General features: G+C 62.3%; 4 protein-coding genes. 2 read left to right on the top strand and 2 right to left on the bottom strand.

All coding sequences use genetic code 11. The annotated features are described in order from the left end of the window. The first annotated feature begins 48 nt into the window (after window positions 1–48). Window positions 49–1,203, top strand: coding sequence for an ROK family transcriptional regulator (locus H146_RS0108375; protein WP_051090992.1), 1,155 nt, complete (start codon window positions 49–51; stop codon window positions 1,201–1,203). A 101-nt stretch (window positions 1,204–1,304) separates the two neighbouring features. Here H146_RS0108375 and ssb read toward each other — a convergent pair whose 3' ends face one another. Beyond that, window positions 1,305–1,904, bottom strand: a complete 600-nt coding sequence (gene ssb / locus H146_RS0108380; protein ID WP_019951432.1) for a single-stranded DNA-binding protein — start codon at window positions 1,902–1,904, stop codon at window positions 1,305–1,307. Window positions 1,905–2,206: 302 nt separating this feature from the next. Between ssb and uvrA the strand changes: the two genes are divergently transcribed. Next, window positions 2,207–5,035 carry an excinuclease ABC subunit UvrA gene (gene uvrA, locus H146_RS0108385; RefSeq protein WP_019951433.1) on the top strand — a complete coding sequence of 943 codons (2,829 nt, stop codon included), beginning with the start codon at window positions 2,207–2,209 and terminating at the stop codon, window positions 5,033–5,035. A 22-nt stretch (window positions 5,036–5,057) separates the two neighbouring features. Here the strand turns inward: uvrA and H146_RS0108390 are convergent, their stop codons facing one another. Further along, window positions 5,058–5,831 (bottom strand): EAL domain-containing protein, encoded by a 774-nt coding sequence (locus tag H146_RS0108390; protein ID WP_019951434.1) that lies wholly within the window; start codon window positions 5,829–5,831, stop codon window positions 5,058–5,060. Between the last annotated feature and the right edge of the window lie 169 nt (window positions 5,832–6,000).

Here is a 6,000-nt window from a genome sequence, read left to right on the forward strand (position 1 = left end):
TACATTTTCTATTCGCTACCCCCCAACTTTTTCCATTGGAAAAAATAAGTGACGGAACTACAATCAATCATTGGTCGTAGAAGTGACCGGGACGCCAAAACACGCTTCATCATCAATACGTTACGATCATCCGAAAAACTCAGCCGCAGCGCTATTGCGGAGCATACAGGGCTCAGCCCGACCACGGTTTCATCCATCATCTCGGCGCTTCTCGATGAAGGCCTGGTGGTCGAGGAGCAGGCGCTGGACAGCCGCGGCGGCCGTCGCCCGACACCGCTGAGGCTCAACTACACCGCTCACACCGCTGTGGGGATCAGACTCAGGGCCGACAGCATCGAATGCATGCTGACCGACATGGCTGCCCTGCCCCTCGGCCGCCTTGAATTACCACTGACCGACCACAGCCCCGAAACCGTCTGCGCGACCTGCGAAACGGCGGTTATCCGGCTTTTGAACCACTATCAGGACACTTCGCGTCAGCTTGTCGGCGTTGGCGTTGCAATTCCCGGTGTCATCGACAGCCGCGAAGGCATCTGTCGACGCAGCTATCGTCTTGGCTGGCAGGAGGTGGCCTTCGCGCCGATGCTGGAAAAACGGCTGGGAGTCCCGGTGCGGGTCGACGACGACAGTCACGCCTTCGCTCTCGCCCATACGCTATTCGGGGCCGGATTGACGCATGCCTCCTTTGCCGCCGTGGCGATCGGCGAGGGGATCAGCTGCGATATGGTCCTTAACCGGCAGGTGCATCGCGGCGACAGGGGCGCCGCCGGCAAACTCGGTCACACCTTCTGGCAGGCGGATGGCCCGCGCTGCGAGTGCGGTCGCAGTGACTGTTTACAGGCGAGATACGCACTGCCCGGCATGCTTGCCCTGTGGCAACAGCAGGGTGGCGATCCTTATGGGGGGCTGGCCGAGATGAAAAAGGCGCTTGATCGCGGTGAGCTACAAGCCGGGGATGTCGTGCAGCAGGCAGGGCTGGCCATAGGCCAATGTCTGGCGTCTTTCGTCACCGTTATCGATCTCGATCATGTGGTTATCGGCGGCGAGGCAATCGCGCTGGGAGACCAGCTGATAGCCCCCATAAAAGCGCAGCTGCAGGCGCACTGCTTTTACGATACCCATCGCATCGAGATCGACAGCGAAAAGGATCTATGGCGTCGCGGCGCCGCGGCGCTGGTGACGCAGATGTTTTTCAACTTCTGAGTGCCCTTCCCGCAGGGGCGCGCGAACAGGGCACAGAGCGACGTGATGTGGCGCGCCACAGACTCGACAGCGAGCGCGCCTGATCACCATGAAACCATTCACTAGAACGGAATTTCATCGTCGAAATCGTCAAAGCTGCCGGGATTGGGCGCGCCGCCCTGACCACCCTGCTGGTTGCCGCCCTGCTGGCCACCGCCATAATTGCCACGATTGCCCTGACCGCCGCCCTGCTGGCCGCCGCCGTAGTTGCCGCCGCCCTGCTGGCCACCGCCGTAGTTGCCGCCACCCTGCTGACCGCCGCCGTAGTTGCCGCCACCCTGCTGGCCGCCACCCTGGTTGCCACCGAAGTCACCTCCCTGGCCACCGCGGCTGTCGAGCATCTGCATGTCGTTGGCGACGATCTCGGTGGAGTAACGATCCTGGCCGTCCTGGCCCTGCCACTTGCGGGTTTGCAGGCGGCCCTCGATATAGAGGCGCGAGCCTTTCTTGACGTACTGCTGAGCGACTTCCGCCAGGCGGTTGAACAGCACCACGCTGTGCCACTCGGTGCGCTCCTGGCGCTGACCGCTCTGACGGTCGGTCCAGTTGTCGGTAGTTGCCAGGCGCAGATTGCAGACGGGACTGCCGGAGGGCAGAAAGCGCACATCCGGGTCCTGCCCCAGGTTGCCGATCAGAATGACCTTGTTGACTCCGCGGGCCATGATGTTCTCCTGTTGAGTGGCGGTTGAGATGGCGATGGAGAGCGTGGCGAGCTGAATAACCGTAAAACGAAGAGCGAGCAGCTTGACACGAACGTCTATAATAACTGTATGGATATTCACTGCAATGCGACAGCACTGGCTCTTGCGCCGCTCCGGCCGCGCTGTCATTGCGCCCCCGCGTCCGCCACAGCACGGCGGGCGCCTCATTCTACCGACGCTATCCCGACAAGGAAAACGCCGCTTTTGCGCCCCCTGTCGCCCCCCTTCTATAGTGTTGGCTCGATTTCGCTGATGAGGTAGGTATGGACCGTATTTCGGTACGTGGCGCACGTACCCATAACCTGAAAAATATTGACGTCGAACTGCCCCGCGACAGCCTGATCGTGGTCACCGGCCTGTCCGGTTCGGGCAAGTCCTCGCTCGCCTTCGATACGCTCTACGCCGAGGGGCAGCGTCGCTACGTCGAGTCGCTCTCTACCTACGCGCGTCAGTTTCTGTCGATGATGGAAAAGCCCGATATCGATCACATCGAAGGGCTGTCACCGGCGATCTCCATCGAGCAGAAGTCGACCTCGCACAATCCGCGTTCCACCGTCGGCACCATCACCGAAATCTACGATTACCTGCGTCTGCTTTACGCCCGCGCCGGCATACCGCGCTGTCCCGAGCACGATCTTGATCTGGAGGCGCAAACGGTATCGCAGATGGTCGATCAAACGCTGGCCCTTGAGGAAGGCACGCGGGTGATGCTGCTGGCGCCCATCATCAAGGGGCGCAAGGGCGAGCACCAGCAGACACTTACCGAGCTGCGCGCCCAGGGCTTCGTGCGGGTGCAGATCGACGGCACCACCTTCGAGTTCGACGAGCTGCCGACGCTCGACAAGAACAAAAAGCACGATATCAACGTGGTGGTCGACCGCCTGAAGACAAGAGCCGACATTCAGCAGCGTCTGGCGGAGTCCTTCGAGACTGCGCTGGGGCTCTCCGACGGCGCCGCAGTGCTGCACTTCATGGACGGCGAGCACGAGGACCTGATCTTCTCTTCACGCTTTGCCTGCCCCATCTGTGGCTACGCCATCGCCGAGCTCGAACCGCGCATGTTCTCCTTCAACAATCCGGCCGGCGCCTGCCCGAGCTGCGACGGTCTGGGCATGCATCAGTTCTTCGACCCCGACAAGCTGATCCGCCAGCAGGAGCTGTCGCTGGCTGAGGGGGTAATTCGTGGCTGGGACCGGCGCAGTGTGTTCTATTTCAACCAGTTGGAAGCAGTCGCCGCCCACTACGACTTCGATCTCGAAACCGCCTGGCGCAAGCTGCCGCAGCGCGCCCGCGACGTGGTGCTGCACGGCAGCGGTCGCGAGTCGATCGCTTTCAACTGGGTCAACGACCGCGGCCGCAAGGTCACCCGCGAACACCCCTTCGAGGGGGTGGTGCCCAACATGGAGCGCCGCTACCGCGAGACCGACTCCGGCAGCGTGCGCGACGATCTGGCTCGCCTGCTGTCGGTGCGCCCCTGCCCCACCTGCCACGGCAGCCGTCTGCGTCGCGAGTCGCGCCATGTGTTCGTCGCCGACCACTCGATCTCGGAGGTAACCCGCAAGCCGATCGGTGACGCGCGCAGCTTCTTCAGCGACATGGCGCTGCCGGGCCGGCGCGGCGAGATCGCCGCCCGCATTCTCAACGAGATCACCAGCCGGCTGGAGTTTCTGGTCAACGTGGGGCTCGACTACCTGACCCTGGAGCGCAGCGCCGATACCCTCTCCGGCGGCGAGGCGCAGCGCATCCGTCTTGCCAGCCAGATCGGCGCCGGTCTGGTAGGCGTCATGTACATTCTCGATGAGCCCTCCATCGGCCTGCACCAGCGCGACAACGACCGCCTGCTGCGTACCCTCACCCGACTGCGCGACCTGGGTAACACCGTGATCGTGGTCGAGCACGACGAAGAGGCGATCCGCGCCGCCGATCACGTGCTCGATATCGGCCCCGGCGCCGGCGTCCATGGCGGCAAGATCGTTGCTCAGGGGACGCCGGCGCAGATCGAGCAGAACACTGACTCCTTGACCGGCCAGTATCTCGTCGGCAGTCGCCGCATCGAGATCCCCCATCGTCTGCCGGTCAACCCCGAGCGCGCCGTTCACCTGAGCGGCGCCAGCGGTAATAACCTCGACAACGTCGACCTGATGCTGCCGCTGGGGCTGTTTGTCTGCGTCACCGGCGTTTCCGGCTCCGGCAAGTCAACCCTGATCAATTCGACCCTGATGCCGGTAGCGTCGCGCGAGCTCAACGGCGCCACCACGCTGACACCGTCGCCCTTCGAGAGCATCGAGGGGCTCGACAATCTCGACAAGATCATCGATATCGATCAAAGCCCGATCGGCCGCACGCCGCGCTCCAATCCGGCCACCTATACGGGCATTTTCACCCCCATACGCGAACTGTTCGCCGGTACCCCGGAGGCGCGCTCGCGCGGCTACAAGCCGGGTCGCTTCTCCTTCAACGTCAAGGGCGGGCGTTGCGAGGCGTGCCAGGGCGAGGGCATGATCAAGGTGGAGATGCACTTCCTGCCGGATATCTACGTGCCCTGCGACGTGTGCGGCGGGCGCCGCTACAATCGCGAGACGCTGGAGGTGCTCTACAAGGGGCACAATATCCACGAAGTGCTGGAGATGACGGTCGAGGAGGCGGTCGACTTCTTCTCCCCCGTACCGGCGCTGGCACGTCGCCTGCAAACCCTGATGGACGTGGGGCTCTCCTACGTCAAACTGGGGCAGAGCGCCGTGACCCTCTCCGGCGGCGAAGCGCAGCGCATCAAGCTGGCCCGCGAGCTGGCCAAACGCGACACCGGCAAGACGCTCTATATTCTCGACGAGCCGACGACCGGGCTGCACTTCGAGGATATCCGCCAACTGCTGTCAGTGCTGCACCGGCTCAGGGATCAGGGCAACTCAGTGGTGGTGATCGAACACAACCTGGATGTTATCAAGACCGCTGACTGGATCATCGACCTGGGACCGGAAGGAGGCGCCGGCGGCGGCCGCATTATCGCCACCGGCACGCCGGAGGCGATCAGTGCACAGTCTGACTCACACACCGGGCGCTTTCTGAAACCGCTGCTTGAACGCGGCTATTGAGGGAAGCGGCAACTCAAGGCGGTCAGTGTGCAGTGACCGCCTTGTACACACTATCATCGATCTCCGGCAGGCTCTCGAAACCGGGTTTGGCATAGAAGTAACCCTGATGACGTGTCACCCCATGGGCATACAGCCAGCGCGCCTCTTCGAGCGTCTCGACACCCTCGGCCACCACGCCCAGGTTCATTGCATAGGCCATTTTCACGGTGCTGGCGACCAGATGCTGACGGCGCTCGTCGCTGTCGATATCGGTAATCAGTACCCGGTCAAGCTTGAGATGGTGTGGCGTCAGCGTCGTCAGCAGGTCGAGATTGGCATAGCCGGTACCGAAGTCGTCCAGCGCCACCTCAAAGCCCATCTCGCGGTACTCTTCAACGATATGACGCAGGTGGTCGCGATCGGTGACACTCTCTCCCTCGGTGATCTCGAAAATCAGCCGATCCAGCGACCAGTTGACCCGATTGGCGGCCTTGAGCGTGGCCTGAATACAGGCCCTGGGCTCGTAGACCGCGTTGGGCAGAAAGTTGATCGACAGCCGAGACGTCATACCCAGCTGGCTTGCCATTTCAATGGCGCGCACGCGACAAGCCTGATCGAAACGGTAAAGCAGCTCCTCATCGACCTGTGACAGAATCGCCCAGGCCGACTCGCCGCTGGTGCCGCGCACCAGCGCCTCGTAAGCGTCAATACGCTGCTCGGCCAGCTCGACGATGGGTTGAAATGCCATGCTGAAGGCGAACGGCAGCTCACCCTCGCAGTTCTGGCACTCTCCCTTGATAAAATAGCAGTTACTCATAAAGCGCTTACCTCCCCTTCAGCAAACATCGGCATTAGCGCACATTTCTTGAGGGCAAGAGGTAAAACATAACCGTGAGCCGACGCTGAGGCCAGAAGCGATCCAGGGGGGCACCATAACGCTGCAAATCGCCGGGAGCGGTTTACAACGCCGAAGGCGGCCCGAAGGG

The organism is Kushneria aurantia DSM 21353 (assembly GCF_000382245.1).
Lineage (GTDB): Bacteria > Pseudomonadota > Gammaproteobacteria > Pseudomonadales > Halomonadaceae > Kushneria > Kushneria aurantia.

Excerpts from the sequence above, each read along its gene's own strand:
- uvrA (WP_019951433.1), top strand. The coding sequence starts at position 2,207 with ATGGACCGTATTTCGGTACGTGGCGCACGTACCCATAACCTGAAAAAT.
- H146_RS0108390 (WP_019951434.1), bottom strand. The coding sequence starts at position 5,831 with ATGAGTAACTGCTATTTTATCAAGGGAGAGTGCCAGAACTGCGAGGGT.
- ssb (WP_019951432.1), bottom strand. The coding sequence starts at position 1,904 with ATGGCCCGCGGAGTCAACAAGGTCATTCTGATCGGCAACCTGGGGCAG.